General features: G+C 60.4%; 30 protein-coding genes and 1 pseudogene. 21 read left to right on the forward strand and 10 right to left on the reverse strand.

Features of this window, described 5'->3' with window-relative positions; all coding sequences use genetic code 11:
• From OC605_RS16510 to recX, 15 genes and pseudogenes are all read left to right on the forward strand, one after another.
• A pseudogene (locus OC605_RS16510) lies at positions 1-224 on the forward strand (phage baseplate assembly protein V); the annotation flags it as partial.
• Positions 224-622, forward strand: a complete 399-nt coding sequence (locus tag OC605_RS16515) for a phage GP46 family protein (RefSeq protein WP_016771422.1) — start codon at positions 224-226, stop codon at positions 620-622. The pseudogene OC605_RS16510 and the gene OC605_RS16515, both read left to right, overlap by 1 nt.
• A complete protein-coding gene (locus OC605_RS16520; RefSeq protein ID WP_262138238.1) occupies positions 612-1,658 on the forward strand; it encodes a baseplate J/gp47 family protein in 1,047 nt (348 codons plus the stop codon). Before OC605_RS16515 ends, OC605_RS16520 begins: the two co-directional genes overlap by 11 nt.
• Complete coding sequence (locus OC605_RS16525; RefSeq protein ID WP_042607028.1) at positions 1,646-2,245, forward strand: YmfQ family protein; 600 nt, start codon at positions 1,646-1,648, stop codon at positions 2,243-2,245. The genes OC605_RS16520 and OC605_RS16525 overlap by 13 nt, the downstream gene beginning before the upstream one ends.
• A gap of 13 nt (positions 2,246-2,258) precedes the next feature.
• Positions 2,259-3,353, forward strand: coding sequence for a phage tail protein (locus OC605_RS16530; protein WP_262138240.1), 1,095 nt, complete (start codon positions 2,259-2,261; stop codon positions 3,351-3,353).
• A gap of 7 nt (positions 3,354-3,360) precedes the next feature.
• Complete coding sequence (locus OC605_RS16535) at positions 3,361-3,933, forward strand: tail fiber assembly protein (protein ID WP_262138242.1); 573 nt, start codon at positions 3,361-3,363, stop codon at positions 3,931-3,933.
• 15 nt (positions 3,934-3,948) lie between these two features.
• Entirely contained in the window at positions 3,949-4,872 is a 924-nt protein-coding gene (locus OC605_RS16540) for a hypothetical protein (RefSeq protein ID WP_262138244.1), read from the forward strand.
• Entirely contained in the window at positions 4,872-5,342 is a 471-nt protein-coding gene (locus tag OC605_RS16545; RefSeq protein ID WP_262138247.1) for a phage tail assembly chaperone, read from the forward strand. The genes OC605_RS16540 and OC605_RS16545 overlap by 1 nt, the downstream gene beginning before the upstream one ends.
• Positions 5,342-6,229: a phage tail protein gene (locus tag OC605_RS16550; protein ID WP_125925216.1), complete on the forward strand. Its 888-nt coding sequence runs from the start codon at positions 5,342-5,344 to the stop codon at positions 6,227-6,229. Before OC605_RS16545 ends, OC605_RS16550 begins: the two co-directional genes overlap by 1 nt.
• Entirely contained in the window at positions 6,230-6,676 is a 447-nt protein-coding gene (locus OC605_RS16555) for a phage tail assembly chaperone (RefSeq protein ID WP_073475955.1), read from the forward strand. It begins immediately after the preceding gene.
• 112 nt (positions 6,677-6,788) lie between these two features.
• Entirely contained in the window at positions 6,789-7,355 is a 567-nt protein-coding gene (locus OC605_RS16560; protein WP_186569831.1) for a glycoside hydrolase family 19 protein, read from the forward strand.
• A complete protein-coding gene (locus OC605_RS16565; protein WP_262138250.1) occupies positions 7,334-7,852 on the forward strand; it encodes a lysis protein in 519 nt (172 codons plus the stop codon). Before OC605_RS16560 ends, OC605_RS16565 begins: the two co-directional genes overlap by 22 nt.
• 67 nt (positions 7,853-7,919) lie before the next feature.
• Positions 7,920-8,420: a CinA family protein gene (locus OC605_RS16570; RefSeq protein ID WP_038861108.1), complete on the forward strand. Its 501-nt coding sequence runs from the start codon at positions 7,920-7,922 to the stop codon at positions 8,418-8,420.
• An 83-nt stretch (positions 8,421-8,503) separates the two neighbouring features.
• Complete coding sequence (recA, locus tag OC605_RS16575; RefSeq protein ID WP_024011876.1) at positions 8,504-9,562, forward strand: recombinase RecA; 1,059 nt, start codon at positions 8,504-8,506, stop codon at positions 9,560-9,562.
• Between the two features lie 8 nt (positions 9,563-9,570).
• Positions 9,571-10,041, forward strand: a complete 471-nt coding sequence (gene recX, locus OC605_RS16580; RefSeq protein ID WP_262138252.1) for a recombination regulator RecX — start codon at positions 9,571-9,573, stop codon at positions 10,039-10,041.
• A 59-nt stretch (positions 10,042-10,100) separates the two neighbouring features.
• On the opposite strand, the gene OC605_RS16585 is transcribed toward recX, so the two are convergent.
• Positions 10,101-11,216 carry a TIGR00730 family Rossman fold protein gene (locus OC605_RS16585; protein WP_262138254.1) on the reverse strand — a complete coding sequence of 372 codons (1,116 nt, stop codon included), beginning with the start codon at positions 11,214-11,216 and terminating at the stop codon, positions 10,101-10,103.
• A gap of 340 nt (positions 11,217-11,556) precedes the next feature.
• Between OC605_RS16585 and OC605_RS16590 the strand changes: the two genes are divergently transcribed.
• Positions 11,557-11,754 (forward strand): hypothetical protein, encoded by a 198-nt coding sequence (locus OC605_RS16590; protein WP_262138256.1) that lies wholly within the window; start codon positions 11,557-11,559, stop codon positions 11,752-11,754.
• Here OC605_RS16590 and OC605_RS16595 read toward each other — a convergent pair whose 3' ends face one another.
• Entirely contained in the window at positions 11,755-12,180 is a 426-nt protein-coding gene (locus OC605_RS16595; protein ID WP_007908738.1) for a PA3611 family quorum-sensing-regulated virulence factor, read from the reverse strand.
• A gap of 189 nt (positions 12,181-12,369) precedes the next feature.
• On the opposite strand from OC605_RS16595, the gene OC605_RS16600 reads away from it, so the two are divergent.
• The 3 genes from OC605_RS16600 to OC605_RS16610 all read left to right on the forward strand — a co-directional run bounded on the left by OC605_RS16600 (position 12,370) and on the right by OC605_RS16610 (position 14,428).
• Positions 12,370-13,116, forward strand: coding sequence for a tRNA-uridine aminocarboxypropyltransferase (locus OC605_RS16600; RefSeq protein WP_186569828.1), 747 nt, complete (start codon positions 12,370-12,372; stop codon positions 13,114-13,116).
• A 224-nt stretch (positions 13,117-13,340) separates the two neighbouring features.
• Positions 13,341-13,991 carry a response regulator transcription factor ErdR gene (gene erdR / locus OC605_RS16605; protein WP_016771412.1) on the forward strand — a complete coding sequence of 217 codons (651 nt, stop codon included), beginning with the start codon at positions 13,341-13,343 and terminating at the stop codon, positions 13,989-13,991.
• Positions 13,992-14,065: 74 nt separating this feature from the next.
• The gene (locus OC605_RS16610) at positions 14,066-14,428 is read left to right on the forward strand and encodes a diacylglycerol kinase (RefSeq protein ID WP_016771411.1); all 363 of its coding nucleotides are present in this window, start codon (positions 14,066-14,068) and stop codon (positions 14,426-14,428) included.
• Here the strand turns inward: OC605_RS16610 and OC605_RS16615 are convergent.
• Entirely contained in the window at positions 14,425-15,351 is a 927-nt protein-coding gene (locus tag OC605_RS16615; protein WP_024011881.1) for a LysR family transcriptional regulator, read from the reverse strand. The genes OC605_RS16610 and OC605_RS16615 overlap by 4 nt on opposite strands.
• A 132-nt stretch (positions 15,352-15,483) precedes the next feature.
• On the opposite strand from OC605_RS16615, the gene fpr reads away from it, so the two are divergent.
• Complete coding sequence (fpr, locus tag OC605_RS16620; protein WP_007908723.1) at positions 15,484-16,263, forward strand: ferredoxin-NADP reductase; 780 nt, start codon at positions 15,484-15,486, stop codon at positions 16,261-16,263.
• Positions 16,264-16,444: 181 nt separating this feature from the next.
• On the opposite strand, the gene tsaA is transcribed toward fpr, so the two are convergent.
• From tsaA to rimO, 6 genes are all read right to left on the reverse strand, one after another.
• Positions 16,445-17,143 (reverse strand): tRNA (N6-threonylcarbamoyladenosine(37)-N6)-methyltransferase TrmO, encoded by a 699-nt coding sequence (gene tsaA / locus OC605_RS16625; protein WP_262138262.1) that lies wholly within the window; start codon positions 17,141-17,143, stop codon positions 16,445-16,447.
• Between the two features lie 166 nt (positions 17,144-17,309).
• A complete protein-coding gene (locus tag OC605_RS16630) occupies positions 17,310-18,080 on the reverse strand; it encodes an SDR family oxidoreductase (RefSeq protein ID WP_186569866.1) in 771 nt (256 codons plus the stop codon).
• A gap of 129 nt (positions 18,081-18,209) precedes the next feature.
• Positions 18,210-18,680, reverse strand: coding sequence for a DUF1456 family protein (locus OC605_RS16635; RefSeq protein ID WP_056783315.1), 471 nt, complete (start codon positions 18,678-18,680; stop codon positions 18,210-18,212).
• A 70-nt stretch (positions 18,681-18,750) separates the two neighbouring features.
• Positions 18,751-19,461 carry an rRNA pseudouridine synthase gene (locus tag OC605_RS16640; RefSeq protein ID WP_056783317.1) on the reverse strand — a complete coding sequence of 237 codons (711 nt, stop codon included), beginning with the start codon at positions 19,459-19,461 and terminating at the stop codon, positions 18,751-18,753.
• Positions 19,462-19,651: 190 nt separating this feature from the next.
• Positions 19,652-20,125 (reverse strand): GNAT family N-acetyltransferase, encoded by a 474-nt coding sequence (locus OC605_RS16645; protein ID WP_262138264.1) that lies wholly within the window; start codon positions 20,123-20,125, stop codon positions 19,652-19,654.
• Positions 20,126-20,441: 316 nt separating this feature from the next.
• Positions 20,442-21,779, reverse strand: coding sequence for a 30S ribosomal protein S12 methylthiotransferase RimO (gene rimO / locus OC605_RS16650; protein ID WP_024011887.1), 1,338 nt, complete (start codon positions 21,777-21,779; stop codon positions 20,442-20,444).
• Positions 21,780-22,128: 349 nt separating this feature from the next.
• Between rimO and OC605_RS16655 the strand changes: the two genes are divergently transcribed.
• Positions 22,129-23,970 carry a potassium transporter Kup gene (locus OC605_RS16655; protein WP_371699263.1) on the forward strand — a complete coding sequence of 614 codons (1,842 nt, stop codon included), beginning with the start codon at positions 22,129-22,131 and terminating at the stop codon, positions 23,968-23,970.
• Between the two features lie 195 nt (positions 23,971-24,165).
• On the opposite strand, the gene OC605_RS16660 is transcribed toward OC605_RS16655, so the two are convergent.
• The gene (locus tag OC605_RS16660; RefSeq protein WP_262138269.1) at positions 24,166-24,477 is read right to left on the reverse strand and encodes a DUF3077 domain-containing protein; all 312 of its coding nucleotides are present in this window, start codon (positions 24,475-24,477) and stop codon (positions 24,166-24,168) included.
• Positions 24,478-24,578 lie beyond the last annotated feature (101 nt).

The following is a 24,578-nucleotide window of genomic DNA, read 5'->3' on the forward strand; positions in this document are numbered from 1 at the left end:
ACCGGATTCACTTCAAGCGCGGGCGGATCATCGACATCGAAACCGCCACGCTGAACATCCGCGCCAGCAGCGCGGTGAACTTCGACACGCCGGTGATAAACCAGACCGGCAAGATCGTCTCCACCGGTGATCAACTGGCCGGCGGCATCAGCCAGATCAAACACGTGCATGTTGGCGTCCAGGCCGGTAACGGTCAGACCGGCGCGCCGGCAGGAGGCCAATGATGTTCATCAGCCAGAACCTCCACGCCGCACTGACCCGCGCGGTGCTGATCAGCCTGTTCACCTGGCGTCGCGCCGCCGATGACGATGCCCTCGATGACGAAGAACGCTTCGGCTGGTGGGGCGACAGTTTTCCCACGGTTGCCGACGATCGCATCGGCTCGCGGCTGTGGCTGTTGCGCCGGGTCAAGCTGACCCGGCAAACGCAGATGGACGCCGAGTTCTATGCCCGTGAAGCCCTGCAATGGCTACTCGACGACGGCCACTGCAGCGCCATCGACATCATCAGCGAACGCCTCGACGCCCAGCGCTTGAACCTGCGCACGGTCCTGACCCTGGCCGACGGTGAGCGTCTGGACATCAACCCCGATAACAGTTGGCAGGTGATCTATGCCGTTTGAAACCCCTTCGCTGCCGGCGCTGATCAAGCGCACCCAAAGCGACCTGGCCGGCGATTCGCTGCGCCAGTCCGATGCGCAAGTGCTCGCCCGCACCCTCGGCGGCGCCGCTTATGGTCTGTACGGTTATCTCGACTGGATTGCCGAGCAGATCTTGCCGGACAAGGCTGACGAGTCAACCCTGGAACGCATCGCCGCACTGCGCCTGAACCAGCCGCGCAAAGCTGCGCAAGTGGCCACCGGCAGCGTCAGTTTTATCGCCACTCCGGGCGCCGTGCTTGACGTCGACACGCTGCTGCAAGCGAACGATGGCCGCACCTACAAAGTCACCACCGCGCGCACCACGGTCAATGGCAGCAACAGCACCACAATTGCCGCGTTGGAGGCCGGCAGCCTCGGCAACGCTGACGCCGGTCTGACGCTGACCCCGGTGCAACCGATTGCCGGCATTGTCGGCAACAGCTTCGTGGTGCTGGCGCCGGGCCTCAGCGGTGGCGTGGCCCGCGAAAGCCTTGAATCGCTGCGCTCGCGGGTGATTCGTTCCTACCGCGTGATTCCCCACGGTGGCGCGGCCAGCGACTACGAAACCTGGGCACTGGAAGTGCCGGGCGTGACGCGGGCGTGGTGCCGTGGTGGTTTGCTCGGCCCGGGCACCGTAACCGTGTTCATCATGCGCGACGACGATCCGCAACCGGTGCCGAACGATGAGCAGTTGGCGGAGGTTCAGGAGTACATCGAACCGCTGCGTCCGGTGACTGCGGAAGTGCACGTGCAGCGACCGGTTCAGGTGCCGGTGGTGTATCGCTTCAAGAGCGTCAATCCGGACACCACCGCCGTGCGCGCCGCCGTCGAAGCGCAGTTACGCGATCTGCACAACCGCGAGGCTGACCTCGGCGTGCCGTTGCTGATCAGCCATATCCGCGAAGCCATCAGCAGCGCCGGCGGCGAATACGATCACACGCTCACTGCTCCAGCCGCCGACGTGCCGGCCGGGCAGAGCGAACTGCTCACCTTCGGAGGCTGCGTATGGGGGGCATAAGAACCGCCGCGCAATACCAGGCGCAGTTGCGCGCCTTGCTGCCCAGTGGCCCGGCATGGGATCCGGAACGGGTGCCGGAACTCGAAGAAGTGTTGCAAGGCGTCGCCGTCGAACTGGCCCGTCTGGATGCGCGCGCCGCCGACCTGCTCAACGAAATGGACCCGGCCGGCGTCAGCGAACTGGTGCCCGACTGGGAACGCGTCATGCAATTGCCCGACCCGTGCCTGGGCACCACGCCACTGTTCGACGACCGCCGCCTCGCCGTACGCCGCCGCTTGCTCGCGGTCGGCAGCCAGGCTGTCGGCTACTACCTCGACATCGCCAAAAGCCAGGGTTACCCCAACGCCAGCATCACCGAACACGAAGCCCCACGCATGGGCCGCGCCCGCTTCGGCTCGGCGCATTGGGGCACTTGGGAAGCGCAGTTCATGTGGACGCTCAACACCGGCGGCCGCCTGCTGCTCGGCCGCCGTTACGGCGCGAGCTACTGGGGCGAGCGCTTCGGCGTCAACCCGGGCTCGGCGCTGGAATGCCTGATCCACCGCAGCGCGCCGGCGCATACCAAGGTGCATATCAATTATGACTAGGGAGGAATGAGGGATGGATTATCCGAAGAGTGTGCCGAGCGTCGGCCTGGTCGATGGTCGGTTTGTTGATGAAAACCCGGTGGCGGGGACGCCGGGCTCGTTGATTCCGGCGGTGTGGGGTAACAGCGTGACTCAGGAAATCCTGAGCGTGATTACCGGCGGGGGGCTGGAGGCTTCCGAAGCGGACAACGGTCAGTTGTTCAAGGCGATTCAGGCGATTGTCGGCGGCGCCAGTCCGATGCGTTCGGTGATTACCCGGCTGGCGGCCACGAAAACGCTCAGCGAACAAGAACTCGGGCTCGTGCTGATCGACGGCAGTCCCGGTGCCGTCACGTTGACGCTGCCGCCCGCCAATGCCGCGCTAGGTGTGCGCGATGTGATCGTTCGCCGGGTGGACAACAGTGGCAGTCGCATGGTGATCCAGGCGGCCGGTACTGACCGGATCCGTTTTCATACCCACCTCTCGCCGAATGGTTATGCGTTTTTCGTATTGATGGGGAATGGCGATTGGTGGCATTTGCGCAGTGATGGGGCAGGGAATTGGTGGCCAGTGGGGCGTTACGACAACACCCCTGTTGGCAGGCCATTTTTCGACACGACCATCGCGCTTAGTCCGGGCGGATACGGTGCGTTGAATGGCGCCGTCATGAAGCGCGCTGAATGGCCGTGGCTGTGGGACCACGCTCAGCAATCAGGAATGCTTGGATCGGAAGCTTTGCGCGCGGGCACTGAAGGGAAATGGACCACGGGTGACGGTGCCACTACATTTCGCGGCCCTGAGGGCCGGGGCGAATTCCTGCGGGTGCTGGACGAAGGGCGTGGTGTTGACTCGGGGCGTGTGATGGGGACTTTTCAGCCCGGCTCGACTCACTCCTTTGCCTTGGGCGCGAACGGCGGCGGGGCAGTGGGCTCGCGCTGGTCGGACAGCCTGATCGGCTTCGGCGCCGACACCCGTGAAGAAGCTCAACACGTTTCCGGGCTCGTCAATGGCGGCCCCACCTTCCCGGCCGGAACCAACTATCAAATGGATCCCGGCGCCACGCTGCTTTACACGTTCAAATCCCGCCCCCGCAACATCGCCTATCCCGGCCGCATCAAACTCATCTGAGGCGCATATGTTCAATTATCTATTTGATGGCTCGGGTGCCCTGTCCGGGCCGGTCGAGTTTCCCCTCACGCCTGGAATAGGCATTCAGCTTCCCGCCAACGCGGTTGAGCTGACGTACGAATTGCCTGAACCGGAAGCCGGTCGCAGCTGGGCGTTGATCAATGGCATACCGCGTGAAGTAGTTGACCGCCGCGGTTTGGTCTACCGCAAGGATGGTGGTGCTCAGCAGGTCTGGACCGAGCTGGGCGAGCTACCTGACGCTCTGACGGCAGAGCCGTGGCCCGGTGATTTTCATGTTTGGCGCGACAACGCCTGGCAGCCTGATGAGCAGACCCGCCTGGCGGATGCCAGGGAGCGGATCCTGACAACACGCGACGGGTTGCTGCGCGACGCTGTTCTGCGCATCGCGCCCCTGCAATACGCCGAAGACATCGGCGACGCCAGCCACGACGAACAATTGCTGCTGATCGAGTGGAAACTCTACAGCGTCGAGCTGAACCGCATCGAAAAGCAAAGCGGTTTTCCCCACGTGGTCACCTGGCCGGTGGTGCCTGGTGCCACGGTAGCCGTGATTGCATAACCAGGAGGCGGACAAATGGATTATCCGAAAAGTATCCCCGGGGTGGGACTGGTCAACGGTGGCTTTGTTGATGAAAACCCCGTCGCTGGAACGCCGGGTTCGTTGATTCCCGCTGCGTGGGGCAACAGCGTTACACAAGAGATTCTCAACGTGATCAAGGCGGCCGGGTTGACACCCGATGAGGCCAAAACGGATCAACTCGCCAGTGCGATCGGTGCACTGGTCGATTTCACCAAACTGAAAAATACCCCGACCACATTGGCCGGTTACGGCATCACCGATGCGGTGGGGCGGCAGCTGGCGGTCAGACAGATCGAGACGGTCGGTATTACGGTTTACAAGCCAAATCCCAAAGCCAAGCGGATCCGAGTGCGGTTGGTGGGTGCGGGTGGTTCCGGTGGCGGGTGTGGGCCGGTGCCGGCGGGCAGCCAGATTCTGGGGGGAGGTGGCGGTTCAGGTGGTTACGCGGAAAGCTTGTATGACGTTACCACGCAAATGCTCGCCGGTGTCCCGGTTTCGCTGGGCGCGGGTGGTGCGGTCAGCAACTCCACAGGCCTGGCGGGCGGTGGAGCTTCTTTTGGCGCCTACATGAGTGTTTCGGGCGGTGGTGGTGGGCAAAAACTGGCGATCGTGACGTCGGCTACATCATCTGGATTCATTCAGGGCGGTGTTGGCGGGACCGTGACGGGCGGCAATCTTTGCAATGCTCGGGGCATTTCGGGTGGATTCGGCATGAGCAACGCTAACTGGGGCTTGCTATCCGGTTGCGGAGCCGCGAGTGCGTTCGACGGAGGCGGCCCGTTCACGGGGTCGGACACCCCAGGCAGCGCCGGCACCCGTGGTTCCGGGGGCAGCGGCTCATGTTCGGTTCTGGCCACGGCCTCAGTGGTCAGCGGCGCCGGCGGCAACGCCTTCTGTGAAATCTGGGAGTATGAATAATGGCCATTTATGCACGGGTCGAGAACGGCGTGGTCGTCGAACGGATCGACGCCGGTGAGTACGCTATCTGCGAGCTGTTTGCTCCATCCTTCGTCGAGACGATGGTTCGCGTGCTGGAGGGTCAAGAGGTCGAGATCGGTGCGCCGATCAGCGGGCTTCCGACAGTCGCCGAAGAACTGCCTGCACAGCAGAGCCGTGTGGTAGCTCAGGCTCCCATTGTTGCGGAAGAGGAACCTGCGGCCGCACTTGTCTGGCGCCAAGCCTCTCTGGCCACGACCGAATGGTTAGTCACGCGGCATCGCGATGAACAGGACCTGGGACGCGGCACATCGCTCAAGCCCACGCAGTATCTGGAACTGCTTGAGTACCGACAGGCATTGCGCGACTGGCCTGACTCAGCGCTTTTCCCGGCGCTGAATGCCCGCCCTCTGGCACCCGCATGGCTCGCTATCAAAACAGGAGAACAGTAATGGATTACCCAAAAAGCGTCCCCAGCGCAGGGTTGGTGGATGGTAGCTTTGTTGATGAAGACCCGCTGAACGGCAGACCGGGATCGCTGATTCCGGCGAGTTGGGGCAATGGTGTCACCCAGGAAATCCTGAATGTCGTTCAAGCCGGCGGGCTGACGCCGAGTGAAGCGTCCAACACGCAAATGCTGGGCGCACTGCGCAGCGCCCAGCTTTTTAGGACCGCCGCACCTTTCGATATCAGCCGTTCGGCGGCGACTTGCGAGTATGTTCAGCGGGCTCTTGGCAACTACGCGGGGGCGCGTGACATCCTTGCCACTACGCAACTAACTCTCGCTGACCTGGGCTGGTCGTTAGGTCTGGGTGGTAACTCGCCTTACACCGTGACCCTGCCGGACATCGACAAGGTTCCAATGGGCGCCGCCATTGCATTTCACTGCCGTAGCAATGCTCCGGTCACGATTGCTCACCCGGGCGCCGCCAAGATAAGCCCGCAGGGCGTCTTGTTGAATTCGATAGTGATCAACAGTGGCGAGAGCGCCACCATCGTCAGGGAAAGTGGAGCCTGGGCGGTACACGGGACGGCGAGTCTGAAATATGCCTCGCTTTTTTCCGGATTGACGAGTGCCCAGGGATATCAAAAACACGCCAGCGGCAATATCGATCAATGGGGCTCAGGTCTGTCGAATGCTGCTGGACTGGTCTACGTGACATTTCCAATCTCTTTTCCGAGGGCCTATTTCTCGCTCGTGGCCACACATGCGGGAGGCGATACCGCAATGATCGTGCTGAATGCCGCCAACCAACAGGGCTGCACCTTGAAAATTCGCGATGCGAATGCGCAGTTGGCTGCCAATTGCACCGTCAACTATTTTGTAAAGGGCTATTGAATGAACACCTTCAACGTTTTATTCAGCGCCACCACCCGAGGTGTTTACGTACCCGGCATCAACTCGACGGACATCCCCGACGACGTCATCGAAATTCCTCAGGGCTACTGGATCTCGCTGCTGCAGCAACTGGCGGTGAGTGCGAAAATGATTGGGGTACGTGCGGACAATGGCTACCCGATTCTGGTAGATCCACCGCCACCCTCGGCAGAAGAAGTCGAGGACATTGAACGTCTATGGCGCAATGCGCAATTGGCAGCCACCGATGGCATGGTTGCACGCGATCGCGATGAATTGGAGGATGGCGGTGGCACGACGCTGACCACCGGACAATATGCCGAACTGCAAGCCTATCGACGTGAATTGCGCGATTGGCCGCAAGGGTCTTCCTTTCCCTTCAGCGAGCATCGCCCGCTTGCACCGCGCTGGTTGGTAGCGACGCCCTGACCCAGCGTCACTCACAAATACTTTCGCGGAAAACTCTGGAAAAAAATGGCTGGCAAGCATCAGCCGCCAGCCGTGATTCAATCGGGACAACATCCAGGGAGGATCATGCATCATGCAATTAACTGAAAAACACCTTACCGACATCATGCCCAACGCCCGCTCCCAAGCGGGCGTTTTTGTTTCGGCGCTCAACACCGCGATGGCCAGGCAGCGCATCGATACGCCAAAGCGTATCGCGGCGTTTCTGGCACAGGTCGGTCACGAGTCGGGCGAATTGCGTTACGTGCGCGAACTGGGCAATAACCAGTACCTGAGCAAATACGACACCGGCACGCTGGCGCTGCGTCTGGGCAATACGCCCGAGGCGGATGGCGACGGGCAAAAGTACCGAGGACGCGGGCTGATACAAATCACCGGTCGCGCCAACTATCGCCAATGCAGCCTCGGCTTGTTTGGCGATGAGCGTCTGTTGGCATTGCCCGAACTGCTCGAACAACCGCAATGGGCGGCCGAATCGGCGGCGTGGTTCTGGGCGCAGAAGGGCTTGAATGAACTGGCCGACGCTGACCAGTTCAACACCATCACCCGCCGGATCAACGGCGGGTTGAATGGCTTGCAGGATCGACTCGAGATTTGGGCACGGGCGAGGGCGGTGCTATGTCCAGCTCCTGGCGCGTGATGGGTCTGTTGCTGCTGCTGGCCGGGGCGTTTGCAGCGGCATGGCAGTTTCAGGACTGGCGCTACGGGCGGCAATTGGCCGAGCAGGCGCGGTTAAACGCCGAAACCCTCAATCAACTGACGCTGACCGCCGCCACCGCGCAACAGGCCGAGCAGGACAAACGCCTGGCTCTGGAGCAGCGGCTCGCGGCCAGTGAACAAACCCATTATCGAGCGCTGAGCGATGCCCAACGTGATCAGGATCGCCTGCGCGATCGCCTTGCTACTGCCGATGTGCGGTTGTCGGTCCTTCTCGACGCCGGCGACGTTGCCCACGGCGGTGCGGTGCCAGCCACCGCCGGCACCGGCGGCGTGGATTCTGCAGCCGTACGCGCCCGACTTGACCCGGCGCATGCTCAACGAATTATCGCCATCACCGACACCGGCGACCGTGGATTGATTGCCTTGCAGGCCTGTCAGGCCTATGTCAGAGCACTGGCGCCCGAACATCTTGAATGATTCTGTGTATTGAAAGCGCGTCCGGCTCGTGTACGGTGAAGACATTCCACACGATCCGGAGCTCGCCGTGAAAGAGACCACCCAACTGGCCGCAGAACTGGGCCGACGTCTGCAAGTGCTCAATGCCCATGTCACCACCGCCGAGTCCTGTACCGGTGGCGGTATCGCCGAAGCGATTACGCGGATTCCGGGCAGTTCGGCCTGGTTTGAAGCGGGGTACGTGACGTATTCCAATCGGCAGAAGACCCGGCAGCTGGATGTGCCGGGCGATTTGTTCGAGACGGTAGGGGCGGTCAGTCGCGAAGTGGTCGAGGCCATGGTGCGCGGTGCGCAGCAGCACAGCCTGGCGCATTTTGCCGTGGCGGTCAGCGGTGTCGCCGGCCCCGACGGTGGCACACCGAACAAGCCAGTCGGCACGGTATGGCTGGCCTGGGGTGTTGGCGACGAGGTTTACAGTGAGGTTCAGCACTTCCCCGGCAACCGTGATGAGGTCCGCCGACAAACGGTGAAGGCCGCGCTAGAGGGGCTTGTGCGACTAGCGGCACGAGAAATCGAAAATCAGGGGTAGGCGATCTTCGAACGCTGTGGAATAATACTGGCTACTTATACAGGTGTTGGCCGTCAGGCCTTATTGATTACGTGAGGACTTTAATGGACGACAACAAGAAGAAAGCCTTGGCTGCGGCCCTGGGTCAGATCGAACGTCAATTCGGCAAGGGTGCCGTAATGCGTATGGGCGATCAGGACCGTCAGGCAATCCCGGCCATCTCTACTGGCTCTCTGGGTCTGGACATTGCACTCGGCATCGGCGGTCTGCCAAAAGGCCGTATTGTTGAAATCTACGGTCCTGAATCCTCCGGTAAAACCACACTGACCTTGTCCGTGATCGCCCAGGCGCAAAAAGCCGGCGCGACCTGCGCATTCGTCGACGCCGAACACGCGCTCGATCCAGAGTATGCCGGCAAGCTGGGCGTCAACGTCGACGACCTGCTGGTTTCCCAGCCGGACACCGGCGAACAGGCACTGGAAATCACCGACATGCTGGTGCGCTCCAACGCTGTTGACGTAATCATCGTCGACTCCGTGGCGGCACTGGTACCGAAGGCTGAAATCGAAGGTGAAATGGGTGACATGCACGTCGGCCTGCAAGCACGTCTGATGTCTCAGGCGCTGCGTAAAATCACCGGTAACATCAAGAACGCCAACTGCCTGGTCATCTTCATCAACCAGATCCGTATGAAGATCGGCGTGATGTTCGGCAGCCCGGAAACCACCACCGGTGGTAATGCGCTGAAGTTCTACGCTTCGGTTCGTCTCGACATCCGTCGTACCGGCGCGGTGAAGGAAGGCGACGAAGTGGTCGGCAGCGAAACCCGCGTCAAGGTTGTGAAGAACAAGGTGGCTTCGCCGTTCCGTCAGGCCGAGTTCCAGATTCTTTACGGTAAAGGCATCTACCTCAACGGCGAGATGATCGACCTGGGTGTGCTGCACGGTTTCGTCGAGAAGTCCGGCGCCTGGTACGCCTACGAAGGCACCAAGATCGGTCAGGGCAAGGCCAACTCGGCCAAGTTCCTGGCGGACAACCCGGAAATTGCCGCGAAGCTCGAGAAGCAGCTGCGTGACAAGCTGCTGTCGCCAGCGGTGATCGCGGACTCCAAGGCCTCGGCGGTCAAAGAGACCGAAGACGACCTGGCCGACGCTGACCTCTGATACCAGCGATGACCACCGCCGTACTGGATACCCTCGTCGCGGTGCGGCGAACCGCTATGGACCTGCTCGCACGTCGCGAGCATGGTCGAGTCGAGTTGACGCGTAAGCTGCGTCAGCGCGGCGCCGAGGCGGAGCTGATCGAAACAGCCCTCGACCGTTTGACGGAAGAGGGGCTGCTTTCCGAAGCCCGTTACCTTGAAAGTTTTGTTTCCTACCGCGCCCGTTCCGGCTATGGCCCTCTGCGAATTCGTGAGGAGCTCAGCCAGCGGGGCTTGCAAAGTGCCGATATCGAAATCGCCCTGCGCGAAAGCGGTATCAATTGGCAGGCGCAGCTTCAGGATACGTGGCAACGCAAGTTCTCCGGACATTTACCGATTGATGCGAAAGAACGGGCCAGGCAAGGCCGGTTTCTGGCGTATCGGGGGTTCTCGATGGAGATGATCAACCGCTTGTTCAGCGGTCGAGGGATGGACGATTAGACCGATTCAACAAAAAAGGCCCGCTATTTTTTAGAAAATAGCGGGCCTTTTTTTTGCTTTCAAATCACGTTGAAAGGTTCGCGTGAGCGTTGTGCAGTGGGCGGTTTCGAATCGGCCCAGTTTTCCGGCAGATTGATAAAGTCCACCAACTCCCTCAGGCGACCATGGGTACGGCCATTGAAGGCAAACGCCAGCCGTGCCAGATGGCTGAACTGTGCATCGTCGTGTTCTTCACCGCTGTAGGCGTGTTGATGAAACTCGTCGCTCAGGCACAGGTCGGCGAACTCTTCCTGCATCTGTGTCAGTGCCTGGTCGCTGAGCTTGTGGTTCATGCGAATTACAAATTGCCGCTTGAGCCAGCGGCTGGAGTGGAAGTTGCTATAGAACTGATTGATCTCATCCACCGCGTCTTCAACGCTGTAAACCAGTCGCATCAACTTCATATCGGTCGGCAGGATATAGCGGTTTTCTTCCAGCTGATTGCGGATGAAGTCCAGCGCTCCCTGCCAGAAGGTACCGCCCGGAACATCCAGCAATACCACTGGCACCAATGGGCTTTTGCCGGTCTGAATCAGCGTCAGCACTTCCAGCGCTTCATCAAGGGTGCCGAAACCGCCCGGGCACAGTACCAGCGCGTCTGCCTCTTTGACGAAGAACAGTTTTCGGGTGAAGAAAAAGTGGAATGGCAACAGATTATAGGTGCCGTCGACGGTGGGGTTGGCATGTTGTTCGAAGGGCAGGGTGATGTTGAATCCCAAACTGTGGTCACGCCCGGCTCCTTCGTGGGCGGCGGCCATGATGCCGCCGCCGGCGCCGGTGATGACCATCATGTCTGCGCGTGTCAGCGCTGCGCCGAGTTCGCGGGCCATCGCGTATAGCGGATGTTCCACTGGCGTACGTGCCGAGCCGAACACGGTGACTTTGCGCCGGCCCTTGAATTGTTCGAGCACGCGGAACGCCTGCTCCAGTTCACGCAGGGCTTGCAGGGTGATCTTGGCGTTCCAGCGGTTGTGGTCTTCCTGAGCCATGCGCAGCACGGTCAGGATCATGTCGCGGTAGATGGGGATGTTCGGGCTGTTGGTGGAAATACGGTTGAGTTGGGCTTCGACCTGGCTGATGAGGTCGCCGCTTTCCTGAAAATGACGGCTCAAGAGGTCATTCGGTTGATAAGGCATTCAACGTCTCCTTCTGTACAGAGCGGGTAGCCCGGACAACCAGCGTCCGGGTCGCACTGCAAAACACACAGGGCCGGCAGTTCCATTTCTGCCGTTAACGAATGATCGGGAATACTCTCAATCTAGACCCTCGCACGCATTCGCGCTGACTTGAACAGTGCGCTGTAACGTTTTGCCTGGCAACCGCTTACTGATTTGCGCCAAAGCGTCGCCGCTCGTCTGAACGTGTCGCAAAGGGCCATCACTCTGATTTACTCAAATACAGACGTCGTAAGACAACCTTGCGCTTGCGCAAGGCTAGGCAATTCATGGATTCGTGGGTGGCAAGGAGGCGGGATGCATGGTCAGAGTGGTTCTGGAGATCGATACTCAGCTGTATCGAATGTTGCAGGAGTCGGCCGAGACGCATCAATTGAGTCTCGAAGAAGAGTGCTGCCGACGATTGGCCGGCGGCGAACGTCGCTCGCGCTATCTGCAAGCGCTAGTGGCGGAATTGCGCGCCGCGGATGAGCAGCGGCGCGCCAAGGCTTCGCGCTGATTACTTCTTCTTCGCCGGCGCGGCTTTCGGGCAATCGGATTCCTGATAGCTGGCCGAACCGATGGCTTTGTTGGTTTTCACTTCGGTGAAGTCGTAGCGCATGATCGCGCCCTTGGCCATCAGCTTGCGGTACGACGGGTTGTTGCAGACCGACGCGCCCAACTGGAAATAGACAGCCTTGGGATCGGCGCGCATCTTGTCGGCGTGGCTCTTCTGCACACTCAGATGGTTGATCAGCTGCGTGCCCTCGACGGTGTAGCCTTGATCAAGAATGTCTTCATTGATCGCCCGTGGCGTGCCGACGCTGCTTTGGGCGGCGACGTTGCGCAGCTCTCGGTTCAGATTCTGCTCACTCAGGGACGCAGCCTGAGCGGTAAAGGACGACGCCAGCAGAATGGCAGCGGTGGGAACGATAAGGCGCAGCATGAAACTCTCCTGATTCGGTGACTGGTGGTTCGACCCGTCACGGGGCGGTGCGTTCAGTGGCGGCGAATTATAGGTGAGCCGGTCTGGACGGTACAGGCTTGTGGCCGTCGCTCTGGTAAACTGCCGGCCTTTATTGCCCTGCCGAGTGTCGTTCGTGTCGAGTTTTCCTGTCTGCCGGTGTTGCCTGCGATGATCCATGCCCCCAACGCCGTGGCCCGCCTGCGCGATCAGCGTGAGGACGAAGGCATCAAGCCGATTCAGGCGCGCGGCTTTCGCTCCGAGCGTTGCCGCGATTGCCGGGTCATCATCAGTCATTGCCTGTGCGCGTGGCGACCAAGCGTCGACACCCGTTCCGGCGTGTGCCTGATCATGACCGGCAAGGAAGTGTTCAAGCCAAGCAACACCGGTTGGCTGATTGCCGATGTGGTGCGCGACAACCACGCGTTCATCTGGTCACGCACCGAGCCCGACCCGCACATGCTCGCATTGCTCAACGATCCGCAGTGGCAGCCGTATCTGGTGTTTCCGGGTGAGTATGTCGAACCGTCGCGGGTGACCAACACGGTGACAGTCGATAGCAGCAAGCGGCCGCTGTTCATTCTGCTCGATGCGACCTGGACTGAAGCGCGGAAGATTTTCCGCAAGAGTCCGTATTTCGACCGCTTGCCGATCCTCAGCCTGCTGCCCGACAAACTCTCGCGCTATCGCTTGCGCCGTTCGACCCGTAGCGAGCATCTGTGCACCGCCGAAGTCGCGGCGTTGTGCCTGGAATTGGCCGGTGACAGCGCTGCCGCTTCGGCGCTGGATGCTTATTTCGATGTGTTCAGCCAGCATTACCTCGGTGCCAAGCAGCAACTGGACATGAATGAATCAACGCCCGCTCACGCCGAACTGTTGCCCTATATACGAAAGCCGCAGCCGGAGTTGGCCCGATAGTGGCCCATACTGTCGACAGCGCTGGCCATGTTGCTTGACCACCCCGGCTGCGCTGGGCATGCTTGGCGCCGATTAGGGTGCGGCCAAGGTTTGAGACGCCGTGTTTGCTGTTGATTGGCGTTGAACGTGCCCCTGTGGATATCGCTTCCAAGCGCTGTCTCGAGTTGCTTTGGCAAGACCGGAATGCACCGCGTCTGCCATCAAAAAACAGGATCATTTGAAAAATGGCCACATACGACATCCTGATTGCCGATGATCACCCCCTGTTTCGCAGCGCCCTGCACCAAGCGGTGACGCTGGGCCTTGGCCCGGACGTGCGACTGGTGGAGGTTGCGAGCATTGCCGAACTGGAAGCGCGCCTGACCGAAAAGGCTGACTGGGATCTGGTCCTGCTGGATCTGAACATGCCCGGCGCCTATGGTTTTTCCGGGCTGGTGCTGCTGCGCGGGCAGTATCCGCAGATTCCGGTGGTGATGGTCTCGGCCCAGGAAGAAGCTTCGGTGATGGTCAAGTCCCGCGAGTTCGGCGCCAGTGGCTTCATTCCCAAATCCAGTGACTTGAGCGTGATTCAGGAAGCGGTGCGCAAGGTGCTCGATGGCGACGTGTTCTGGCCGCCGCAAGCCTTCGAAGCGGTAAGCGTGTCGGATGAAGCGAAAGCCGCCAGCGATGGCTTGGCCAGCCTGACGCCGCAACAGTTCCGCGTGCTGACCATGGTCTGCGAAGGTTTGCTGAACAAGCAGATTGCCTATGAGCTGAGCGTGTCGGAAGCGACCATCAAGGCCCACGTCACGGCGATCTTTCGCAAACTGAACGTGCGCACTCGCACGCAAGCGGCTTTACTGCTGCAACAACTTGAGTCAATTCCCAGCCAGTGATGGCTGGCGGTTTCACGCTTTTTTGACTTTCGTTGATCTAGCTTCCCCACACCTTTTTGGCTGGTTTTTTTCTTATGTCACCTTTCAAGGGCCAGACCGGCCTGAAACGCATCCTCAACGCGTCCGGCTATTCGCTCGATGGCCTGCGCGCGGCCTTCACTGGCGAAGCGGCATTCCGCCAACTGGTGCTGCTCAACGTGGTGCTGATTCCGCTGACATTCTTCCTCAATGTCAGCCGGGTCGAGCAGGCGGTGTTGATCGCGGTTTGCTTGCTGGCGCTTATTGTCGAGCTGCTCAACTCAGCGGTGGAAGCGGCCATTGACCGCATCTCGCTGGAATTGCATCCGCTATCGAAGAACGCCAAGGACATGGGCAGCGCCGCGCAATTCGTGGCGCTGAGCATGATCGGACTGGTGTGGGCGGTGATTCTGCTTTAAGCAATGGTCGGCAAGACGATCTCGTCGCTGCGCTGCACCCCGGCGGTAAAAGCGCGGCACAGCTCGAGAAACTCGCGCATGGCCGAGGTCTGGTACTTCTGTTTGTGCCAGATGAAATAGAACTGCCGGGCCAGGTCCAGATCCGGCGTCTCCACCGGCACCAGACTGCCGCGCCGGAAGGCATCGCGCAGCGCCAGCCGCGAAATGCAGCCAATCCCCAAGCCGGATTCCACTGCGCGCTTGATCGCTTCGGTGTGTTCCAGCTCGAGACGAATATTCAGCGCGCTGCGATGGTGACGCATGGCCTGGTCGAAGGTCAGGCGCGTGCCGGAACCCTGTTCGCGCAGAATCCACGCCTCATGGGTCAGCTCTTCCATGGTTGCACTGCCGCGTTTGGCCAACGGATGCTGCGGCGCGCAAAACACCACCAACTCATCCTCGACCCAACTCTGCACTTCGATGTCCGGGTGGCTGCAATCGCCTTCAATCAGACCCAGATCAATTTCGTAGTGGGCGACCTGTTGCACGATATTGGCAGTGTTCTGAACGTGCAGCTTGACCTGACTTTCGGGGTGGCGCTGCATGAAGCTGCCGATCAGCAGGGTGGCCAGATAGTTGCCAATGGTCAGCGTCGCCCCCACTGATAACGAGCCGAAACCGGATTTGCCGTTGAGCAGGTCTTCGATTTCCTTGGCCTGGTCGAGCAGGGCCACGGCTTGCGGCAATAGTTGTTTGCCGAGGGCGTTGAGGCTCAGGCGCTTGCCGGCGCGGTCGAACAGCTGGCAGCTGGACTGGCGCTCAAGCTCGGTGATCGAAGTGCTGGCCGCCGATTGCGAGAGGTTGAGCAGACCCGCAGCACGGGATACGCTTTCCTGCTGGGCGACGGCGACGAAGACTTGCAGTTGACGGAGAGTAAATCGCATATCGATATAACCGATAACCCTTATCTTAATAATCCAGTTAACAGATATTGTCGTCGCTATTAGAATGCGATGCAATTGCGCACGTTAAGCCTCGTTGAGCCGCGCAGACCAATCTCCAGGAGTCAAACGTACATGAGCAACATGAACCACGAGCGTGTCCTCAGTGTTCATCACTGGAACGACACTCTGTTCAGCTTCAAGTGCACCCGCGATCCGGGCTTGCGCTTCGAGAACGGTCAGTTCGTGATGATCGGCCTGCAACAGCCCAACGGCCGCCCGCTTATGCGCGCTTACTCGATCGCCAGCCCGAACTGGGAAGAGCATCTCGAGTTCTTCAGCATCAAAGTGCAGGACGGTCCGCTGACCTCCCAGCTGCAGCACTTGAAGGAAGGCGACGAGATCATCATCTCGAAGAAGCCTACCGGCACGCTGGTTCTTGATGACCTGAACCCGGGCAAGCACCTGTACCTGCTGAGCACCGGTACCGGTCTGGCGCCGTTCATGAGCGTCATTCAGGACCCTGAAACCTACGAGCGCTTTGAGAAAGTGATCCTGGTTCACGGTGTGCGTTACGTCAACGAAGTCGCTTACCGCGAATTCATCACCGAGCACCTGCCGCAGAACGAGTTCTTCGGCGAAGCGCTGCGTGACAAGCTGATCTACTACCCGACCGTGACCCGCGAGCCGTTCGAGAATCAGGGCCGCCTGACTGACCTGATGCGCAGCGGCAAGCTGTTCAGCGACATCGGCCTGCCACCGATCAACCCGCAGGACGACCGAGCAATGATCTGCGGCAGCCCGAGCATGCTCGATGAAACCAGCGAAGTGCTCGACAGCTTCGGCCTGAAGATCTCGGCGCGGATGCGCGAGCCGGGTGATTACCTGATCGAGCGTGCGTTCGTCGAGAAGTAAGCGCCACAGAGAGCCCCCATTGCCTTGCAGGCAATGGGGGCTTTTTTATGCCCGACACATTTCCCCATGCTTACGACAATCTCCTGTAGGAGCTGCCGAAGGCTGCGATCTTTTGATCTTGATCTTAAAAGCAAGATCAACAGATCGCAGCCTTCGGCAGCTCCTACATCGACCGTGAGCATCAATCCCCGGCAGGAATGACTTCCAGCACGCGGATCTGTTCGGGCGTCGGGTAGTGCCAGCGCACGTCCAGGTCCCAGAACTGTGCACCATATTCACGTTCCGGCGCCGGCGTCTGATACGCCGGGCGCGGATCCTGCGCCAGGCACTGCTCGATCAGCTCAACCAGCGGCTCATCGAGCCGCTGAGCGTGGGTGTGCGCCTGTTTCAAAGCCGAATCCGCCCACTGCACTTCGATCAGCTGCGGCGCGGCGCTGGCGATGTCATTGGTCGCCCCCGGGATGATATCGGCGTACGGCACATAGGGTTTGATATCCAGCACCGGCGTGCCGTCGAGCAGATCGATGCCGGAAATAAACAGCCGATTACCTTCGACCCTGTCCAGCTTCACCACCGATTGGCCGATGCCGTTCGGCCGGTGCGTGGCGCGGGTGGCGAACACGCCCATCGACTTGTTACCGCCCAGGCGTGGCGGGCGCACCTTCAGGCGTGGCTTGTCTTCCAGGGCCTGATGGAACAGAAACAACAGCCACACATGGCTGACCTGTTCCAGCCCCTGCACGGCGTCACCCTGATCGAACGGCGCGACCAGTTCCAGCACGCCACGGGCGGCCGGGGCCAGTTGCGGCTGGCGAGGGATGGCGAACTTCTCCTTGAAGCAGGAGCGCACGAAGCCGATGGGGGAGACGCTGTAAGTCATGGTCTGGGATCGAAGCGGGTAGGGCGGGCATGATAACCCGGCTCGCTTCAAGTCTGGTGTTGACAGGGCTGGCCTCTTCGCGAGCAGGCTCGCTCCCACAATGTAGCTGCGTCGTGTATGAAATCCCTGTGGGAGCGAGCCTGCTCGCGAATGCCGCACCGCCGACCTACAGACTGAACCCTCCATCCAGCGGAATGATGTTCCCGGTCATATAAGCCCCCGCCGTACTCGCCAGGCTGATCGCCAGCGCCGCCATCTCTTCCTCACGCCCCCAGCGCTTCATCGGAATCAGCGCAGTATCCTCAGCCAATGCCTGCTCATCATTACCAATATGCTGGGTCATCTTGCTCGGAAAGCGGCCCGGCGCAATCACGTTGACGTTGATGTGCTGGCTCACCAGTTCCCGCGCCAGAATGCGCGACAACTGATGCAGGGCGGCCTTGCTCGGCCCGTAGGCATACGCCTGCTCGCCAAACGAAGAAATCCCCGCCACCGAACCGATATTGATGATCCGCGCCGGATTCGCCGCCGAACCGGCCTTGCGCAGCAACGGCAGGAACTGCTGGATGCAACTGAACACCGAGGTCACGTTGAGCTGCATGACCTTTTCCCAGCCCTTGACCGGATAACTCTCCAGCGGCGCGCCCCAGGTGGTGCCGGCGTTGTTCACCAGAATATCCAGATGAGTGATCTGCTCACCCAGGCGCGCGGCCAGTTCCCGCACACCTTCTTCGGTCGCCAGATTCGCCGCCATGCCGTGGCAAGTGCCCAGGGCGCCAAGTTCTCCGGCGGTTTGATGGCAGGCTTCGACGTCGCGCGAGCACACGTAGACATGGGCGCCGGCCTCGACGAACGCCTTGGCGATCATTTTGCCGATACCACGAGTACCGCCAGTCACCAGAGCGGTGCGGCCTTGCAGGGAAAAGTAGGGATGCATGGCGAATCCTGAAGATTAGGGATCAGTACACCCTAGTCGTCAGCCGCGAAAAGCGGAGCCATTATTTTTGCAAGGAATGAACGGTCATGCGTTGCGGCGGCGACTATCGGTCGCCACCGCACAAGGGCATCAGGCAGGGCGGACGCGCAGGGTCAGGCCCTTGAGGAAGTTACGCAGCAACTGGTCGCCACACGGGCGATAGTTGGTGTGGCCGACCTTGCGGAACAGCGCGCTCAGTTCAGGCTTGGATACCGGAAACTCGGCGGCCTTGAGGATCGCGTGCATGTCGTCTTCTTTCAGTTCGAAGGCCACACGCAGTTTTTTCAGGATGATGTTGTTGGTCACCGGCACTTCGATCGGCTGCGGCGGACGGCTTTCGTCCTTGCCGCGCTTGAAGATCACCAGACCGTCGAGGAAGTGCGCGATGACTTCGTCCGGGCAACGTACGAAGCCTTCTTCGTCTTCTTCTTTCTTGTCGAGCCAGGTGATGACATCGGCGAGTGTGACGTCCATGCCGCCCAGTTTGATGATCTCGACAACTTTCTTGTCGCTGATGTCGAGCATGTAGCGCACGCTGCGCAGTACGTCGTTATGAACCATGTCGGTATTCCTGATGCGTTGTGGGCAGCGCTCGTAAGCGCTGCCGGAATGTGGGGCGGCAGTGGAAGTTCTAGAACTTCTCTTTGCCGGACAGGTAGCGCCATTGGCCAACCGGGACCTTGCCGATCGACACGCCGCCGATGCGGATGCGGCGGATGCCGATGACCTTCAGGCCGACCGCTTCGCAGAACTGCGCGATGATTCCCGGCTGCGGGTTTTTCATGGCGAAGCGCAGACGGTTTTCGTTCTGCCAGCTGGCCTTCACCGGCGGCAACTCCTTGCCCTTGTGCGTCAGGCCATGCTGCAGGCGGTTGAGGCCGTGGGCAGCCATCTCACCTTCGACTTCGACGATGTATTCCTGCTCGATCTTCGCTGCGTCGGCGGTGAGCTTGCGCAGGATTTTCCAGTCCTGGGTGAACACCAGCAGGCCGCTGGCCTTGGGCTGCAGGTCGGCGCTGGCGGTCAGGCGCAGGAAATGCCCGCGCAACGGACGCTTGCCGTAGCGATGCTCTTCGCTGAGGGTTTCGGCGCTGAGCGATTGCATGGCGCTGTCGACATCCATGCCGGCGGGCGCGTTAAGCAGGATGGTCACCGGCTCCGGCGCGGTGGCCTTGGCGTCCTTGTCGAGCTCGACCTTTTGCTCGCCAACCTTGAATTGCGGCTCATCGATGACTTCGCCGTCCACGGTGACCCAGCCGCCCTCGATGAACAGCTCGGCCTCCCGGCGGGAGCAACCGACCAGTTCGATGAGGCGTTTGGAGAGGCGAATCGGGTCAGTCATGACGGGGCCGTAACAAAAAAGGGGTGGGCATTGTACCTGTGTGGAAGCGGTTAAGCCCGGTTCCATTTGCAGGCACTGTATTCAATGTGGCAGCGAGCCCGCTCGCGAAGGCATCCCGCCAGTCAATGTTTGCAGTGACTGATCACCGCATTCGCGAGCAGGCTCGCTCCCACAGGGGTTCCATGGTGTGTCAGCCGTTGCTTGAGCGCTGTTGGGACTGCCGCAAGCGCATATGCAGCAGCGGATACGGCTGGCCCATGCCATCGACCTCGGAGCGGCCGATCACTTCAAATCCCTGCTTTTCATAAAAACCCAAGGCTTGCGGGTTCTGCTCATTGACGTCGAGTTCATCGGCGTTGAGCCGTTCGATCGCATAGCGCAGCAACTGCTTGCCCAAGTCTTGACCACGATGATCAGGATCGATGAACAGCATTTCAATCTTGCCCGCCGCCACACCGGCAAACCCGGTGATGCGCTGCTGGCGGTCCTTGGTGCAGATCAGCATGACCGCATCAAGATAGCGGGTGAGCACCAGATTGCGCAGCAGCTCGATGTAGCTGTCCGGCAGGAACTGGTGAGTCGCACGGACCGAGGCCTCCCAGACCCGGGTCAGTTCTTCGTAATCGCTGATTTTCGGTGTGTGAATGACCGAATGCTGACGCATGTGCGTGTGCCTCTTGTGCGGTTCAAGGGAGTCCGTCCCCCGCTAAACGATAGCCGCAAAAAAGCCCCGCATCTCGGAAAAGAGCGGGGCTTTTTGGATTTGTTGCGGTGTCTGGCTGGCTATTTCTGTCGCCAGCAAGATCTCTCCCCCTCACCCCAACCCTCTCCCCCAGAGGGGGCGAGGGGGAAGGGAGCTGATCTTCGTGCTGTTCAAAGCCTGAGTTCGACTCGATATTTCAAGTCGCCATCCTTTGAAGAGCACCTCGATCAGTCCCCTCTCCCTCTGGGAGAGGGCTAGGGTGAGGGGCTCTTGACGTTCAGATCTGCTCAGCCCACAAATCATATTCGTCGGCGTCAGTCACCTTGCACCAGACCTTGTCGCCCGGCTTCAGGTTGCTGCCATTGTCGATAAACACGTTGCCATCGATCTCCGGCGCATCGAAGAAGCAACGGCCAACCGCGCCTTGCTCGTCGACTTCGTCCACCAGCACTTCGATTTCACGACCGATGCGCATTTGCAGGCGTGCCGAGCTGATCGCCTGCTGGTGCGCCATGAAGCGCTCCCAACGATCCTGCTTGACGTCGTCCGGTACCACTTCCAGATCCAGATCATTCGCTGGCGCGCCATCGACCGGCGAGTACTGGAAGCAGCCGACGCGGTCGAGCTGGGCTTCGGTCAGCCAGTTGAGCAGGTACTGGAAGTCTTCTTCGGTTTCGCCCGGGAAGCCGACGATGAAGGTCGAACGGATGATCAGGTCCGGGCAGATTTCGCGCCAGTTCTTGATGCGTGCCAGGGTCTTGTCTTCGAACGCCGGGCGTTTCATCGACTTCAGGACTTTCGGGCTGGCGTGCTGGAACGGGATGTCCAGGTACGGCAGGATCTTGCCGGCGGCCATCAGTGGAATCAGCTCGTCGACGTGCGGGTACGGATAAACGTAGTGCAGGCGGACCCAGACGCCCAGCGTGCTCAGTGCTTCGCAAAGCTCGGTCATGCGGGTTTTCACCGGCGCGCCGTTCCAGAAGCCGGTGCGGTATTTCACGTCGACGCCGTAGGCGCTGGTGTCTTGCGAGATCACCAGCAGCTCTTTGACGCCGGATTTGACCAGGCGCTGAGCTTCGTCGAGCACGTCACCGACCGGACGGCTGACCAGTTTGCCGCGCATCGACGGGATGATGCAGAACGAGCAGCTGTGGTTGCAGCCTTCGGAAATCTTCAGGTACGCGTAGTGGCGCGGGGTCAGCTTGATGCCTTGTGGCGGCACCAGGTCGATCAGTGGGTTGTGATCCTGACGCGGCGGCACCACTTCGTGCACGGCGTTGACCACTTGCTCGTACTGCTGCGGACCGGTCACGGCCAGCACGCTCGGGTGTACGTCGCGGATGTTGCCTTCTTCCACGCCCATGCAGCCGGTGACGATGACCTTGCCGTTTTCCTTGATCGCTTCACCGATCACTTCCAGCGACTCGGCCTTGGCCGAATCGATGAAGCCGCAGGTGTTGACCACCACGACGTCGGCGTCCTGATAGGTGGACACCACGTCATAACCTTCCATGCGCAGCTGGGTCAGGATGCGCTCGGAGTCGACCAGTGCTTTCGGGCAACCCAGAGATACAAAGCCAACCTTTGGATTGGCCGGCGCAGGAGTGGTGGACATGTCTAACCTCGGTATTTTGTGACGTCGCTGGCCACACGCGGCAGCTGACGGATGGGCGCTTGAGATGCGCCTCTGATCAAAAAGTGCGCAATTCTAGCGGCGGGCAACGCACTTGACCAGCTTTATACGGGGAAATACGACGAGTGCTGCGCTATGCTTCGCGCCGTTGAGCTTTACCGATTTCGTGCAGTCAATCATTGGTCTGTAACAACAGGTAAAACAGCGCATGCTGCAACTCAAAGCATAGTGCTTCCTTCAAAGAAGCCGGTATCGAGATCAGGAGTGTTGGATGGGTCAGGCAAGTAGTCATGCGGCGGGCGCCGAGGGTTCGGCAAGCAGACCGCTGAGCATGCTGGTCGCGGCGGTCGGGGTGGTTTATGGCGACATCGGCACGAGCCCGTTGTACACCCTCAAGGAAGTGTTTTCCGGCGGTTATGGTGTGCCGGTCAATCACGACGGCGTGCTGGGCATTCTGTCGTTGATCTTCTGGTCGCTGATCTGGGTGGTCTCGATCAAATACATGATGTTCGTCCTGCGCGCCGACAACCAGGGCGAGGGCGGCATCATGGCCCTGACGGCACTGGCACGGCGGGCAGCGGCGGGGCGCAAGCGCCTGCGCACGCTGTTGGTGGTGTGCGGGCTGATCGGCGCGGCGCTGTTCTATGGCGACAGCATGATCACCCCGGCCATTTCGGTGCTGTCGGCGATCGAAGGCCTCGGCCTGGCGTTTGAAGGCATCGATCACTGGGTGGTGCCGCTGTCGCTGGTGGTGCTGGTCGCGCTGTTTCTGATCCAGCGCCACGGTACCGCGCGGATCGGCATTCTGTTCGGGCCGATCATGGTCACTTGGTTCCTCGTCCTCGGCGCCCTCGGTGTGTACGGCATTAGCCACACGCCGGAAGTGCTGCACGCACTGAACCCGATGTGGGCGGTGAATTTTTTCGTCGTGCACCCGGGCATGGGCGTTGCAATTCTCGGCGCCGTGGTGCTGGCGCTGACCGGCGCCGAAGCGCTGTACGCCGACATGGGCCACTTCGGCCGCAAGCCGATCGCCCGCGCCTGGTTTCTGCTGGTGCTGCCGGCGCTGGTGCTCAACTACTTCGGCCAGGGCGCATTGCTGCTGGAAAACCCGGACGCCGCGCGTAACCCGTTCTACCTGCTGGCACCGAGCTGGGCGCTGATTCCGCTGGTCGGCCTGTCGACCCTGGCCACGGTGATCGCTTCGCAAGCGGTGATTTCCGGTGCGTTCTCCCTGACCCGTCAGGCGATCCAGCTCGGTTACATACCGCGCATGTACATCCAGCACACCTCCAGCGACGAGCAGGGCCAGATCTACATTGGCGCGGTGAACTGGGCGCTGATGGTCGGCGTCGTCTTGCTGGTGCTGGGCTTCGAATCCTCCGGTGCACTGGCCTCGGCCTACGGCGTGGCAGTGACTGGCACCATGCTGATGACCACTATTCTGGTGTCGGCGGTCATGCTGCTGCTATGGAAATGGCCACCGATCCTCGCGGTGCCGGTGTTGCTTGGCTTCCTGTTGGTGGACGGTCTGTACTTCGCCGCCAATGTGCCGAAAATCGTCCAGGGCGGCGCGTTCCCGGTGATCGCCGGTATCGCCCTGTTCGTGCTGATGACCACCTGGAAGCGCGGCAAGCAACTGCTGGTCGAACGCCTCGACGAAGGCGCGCTGCCGCTGCCGATTTTCATCAGCAGCATCCGCGTGCAACCGCCGCATCGCGTGCAGGGCACCGCTGTGTTCCTCACCGCACGCTCCGACGCCGTGCCCCACGCGCTGCTGCACAACCTGCTGCACAACCAGGTGCTGCATGAGCAAGTGGTGTTGCTGACAGTGGTCTACGAGGACATCCCGCGCGTACCGCCATCGCGGCGCTTCGAGGTCGAAGCGCACGGAGAGGGTTTCTTCCGGGTGATCCTGCACTTCGGCTTCACCGACGAGCCCGACGTGCCGCAAGCGTTGAAGCTGTGTCATCTGGATGATCTGGACTTCAGCCCGATGCGCACGACCTATTTCCTCAGCCGTGAAACGGTGATTGCTTCGAAACTCGAGGGGATGGCGCGTTGGCGTGAGGCGTTGTTTGCGTTCATGTTGAAGAATGCCAATGGGAACTTGAGGTTCTTCAATCTGCCGCTGAACCGAGTGATTGAGTTGGGGACGCAGGTGGAGATGTAGCCTGCGCCTCAACTGAAAAGCCCCCGTCAGCCTTGCGGCTGGCGGGGGCTTTTTTGTGCCTGTGCCCAATCCTCAAACCACCGCTGATTCCCTGTGGGAGCGAGCCTGCTCGCGAAGGCTTAGTGTCAGTCGAAGCATGTGGTGGCTGAACCACCGCATTCGCGAGCAAGCTCGCTCCCACAAGGGGCTGCAGTGTTAGGGGCTATCAGGTAATTCTTCTTCAGATTCAGTCTTCGTCCGCGCGGGTCGTGGGATCAGCGCTTGGATCACGTCATCAACCAAGGCTTTGCCCATCATCGTCAGGTAATGCGCAGCCCAGGCGTGGCGGTCGGTGTCTCTGTTGAAAGCAGCGTCTTCTGCGAAGGATTTGGCGAGGGATAGCAGGTCGGAGGATTGCGACAAGGCATCGATGATCGGGATGCCGGCGCGGACGTTGAAGAACGCTTGATCCGAGTGGTAGAGGAAGGGGGTGAAGCCGATGGTTTCAAGATCAGATGGATTGTTCATTGTCAGTTCCCTTGATTTCGAGAGCTGCCGCATCCGATACCAAGCGAATGGGTGGCAGCTGTGCGCAGGTTGGTAAACCGGGGAATCAAGGAAACCGGCAC

Origin of the sequence: Pseudomonas sp. Marseille-Q5117, assembly GCF_946901175.1 — a bacterium.
GTDB classification, from domain to species: domain Bacteria; phylum Pseudomonadota; class Gammaproteobacteria; order Pseudomonadales; family Pseudomonadaceae; genus Aquipseudomonas; species Aquipseudomonas iranensis.